The organism is Mycobacterium sp. NS-7484 (assembly GCF_001953975.1).
Lineage (GTDB): Bacteria > Actinomycetota > Actinomycetes > Mycobacteriales > Mycobacteriaceae > Mycobacterium.
Window position 1 is genome coordinate 1 of record NZ_MBEJ01000006.1, and the last position, 2,115, is coordinate 2,115.

Below are 2,115 nucleotides of genomic sequence, written 5' to 3' on the forward strand. Positions count from 1 at the left end.
GGCCGCTCGCCCTGCCGGACCGCGGCGCTGCGGCGGCCGAATGCCGGTGGTGCGGCCGCGCCGAGCCCGCATTGCGTTGTGCGCGTTGCGGTTCCGATGCGGTACGGGCGGTGGTGGTGGGGGCTCGCCGGACCGCTGAAGAGTTGGGCCGGGCCTTTCCCGGTACGTCGGTGATCACCTCGGGCGGGGACGCGGTGGTCGGTGCGGTGGGGAACGGTCCGGCCCTGGTGGTCTCGACACCTGGTGCAGAACCCGTGGCTGACGGCGGTTACGGCGCGGCCCTGTTGCTCGACGCGTGGGCTCTGCTGGGCCGCCAAGATCTGCGGGCCGCCGAGGACACGATGCGGCGGTGGATGGCCGCGGCGGCCTTGGTGCGGCCTCGTGCCGACGGTGGTGTGGTGGCAGTGGTGGCGGAGTCGGCGATCGCCACCGTGCAGGCGTTGATTCGATGGGATCCGGTGGGGCACGCCGACGCCGAACTCGACGGCCGCGGTGAGGTCGGACTGCCACCCGCCGTGCACATGGCGGCCATCGACGGGACGACGACGGCGGTCGAGGCACTGCTCGACACGGCCCAGCTGCCGGCCGCGGCGGAAACTCTCGGCCCGGTGGAACTTCCGCCCGGAGCGCGCCGACCTCCGGGGCTCGATGCCGACGCCGAGGTGAGCCGGATGCTGGTCCGGGTACCGCGCGACGGTGGCCTGGAGTTGGCCGCGGCATTACGACGCGCCACCGCCGTGCTCAGCGCACGTAAGGATCAGCAGCCATGTCGCATCCAAATCGACCCATTGCACATAGGCTGAGGCGCACACTTCATCTCTGCTGGTGAGGGCCGACAGGAGGCTGCCATGCGTCGGATGTGGTCGTGGCTGTTCACCCTGGCGCTCATCGCATTCGGCCTGCTGTGGCCTCTGGTGTTCACGGGTGGGTCCGCATCGGGCCCGGGGGCGGCCGACCCGGTGGTGATCACCGACTACCGAGGCGATTTCACGGTCGACGCCGACGGACGGCTGTCCGCGGTCGAGACCATCACCGGCGATTTCCCCAGCGGCCGCCACGGCATCTTCCGGTACTGGGACGTGGCGAATCAGAACAACTCCCGGCTGCGGCAGGTACCGGAGATCACCTCCATCACGATGGACGGGTCGTCGATTCCGTATGAGCTGTTGTGGGAAACCGGTAAACGGTTCCGGGTCGCCAAGATCGGCGACCCGGCCACCACCCTGGACTGGGGCCCTCACGTCTTCGAGATCCGTTACGCGATCGACGGCGCCTTGGATCCGGGCACCGTTGCAGCCCAGCGTGAATTCGCCACCACCATCGGCGATTCCGACGCCCGATCGGTGTTCTACTGGAACGTCATCGCGCCCGCGTGGAACAACACCATCAAGCGGGCCGACATCTCGGTCACCCTGCCGGCCGAGGTGACCGGGGCGGCATGCAGCGTCGGGTACGGCGTGGGCAGCGCGTGCACAGACCTGCGCACCGACGGCAACACCGTGCGGCTGACGGCTACTGACCTGCAGCCGCATACGCCGGTGACGCTACGGGCCGGCGTCGACGTCGAGAGTCCGGCGCAGGTGAGCCTGCCGTGGCCGTACACCTGGGACCGGATTCTCGGCCGGTCGGTGAGCGCGCTGGTCTGGATCGCCCTGCTGACCGTCGGTATGGGTCTGCTCGCCTACCTCTGGACGCGCACCACTGTCGAACCACCGCCGGGATTTCCGGTGCAGTATGCCCCGCCCGAAGGGCTCGGCCCGGTGCAGACGGAGTACATCCGCACCGAGACCATTCCCAAGACCGGGCTCAGCGCGACGCTGTTCCACCTCGCCGAACGTGGGCTCGTGGAGTTGCGTCAGCTCGGTGACATGCACTGGAAGATCAAGGGTCTCGCCAAGCCGGCCGAGTGGACAGATGTCGATCCGGTCGGCATCGATGTCGGCGCAGCGCTCAAGGTGATGTCGGTGGGAGCCGCGTTCACCGCCAAGAACACCGCTGCGTCGGGCAAGAAACTGAGCAAAGCCAAGGCCGATATGGACGTCGCCGTTCGCAAGTGGGCCTTCGACGGCGGCTTCATGGTCAAACGTCGTAAGGAATTGTGGCTCCGCGCCGCCA

1 protein-coding gene and 1 pseudogene are annotated in these 2,115 nt (G+C 68.6%); both read left to right on the forward strand.

Annotation, left to right across the window (positions count from 1 at the left end):
- Window positions 1-803, forward strand: a pseudogene (locus A5733_RS00825) (primosome assembly protein PriA); the annotation flags it as partial.
- Window positions 804-848: 45 nt separating this feature from the next.
- Window positions 849-2,115: DUF2207 domain-containing protein (locus A5733_RS00830; protein ID WP_076238715.1), on the forward strand; the 1,267-nt coding region annotated here is incomplete at its 3' end.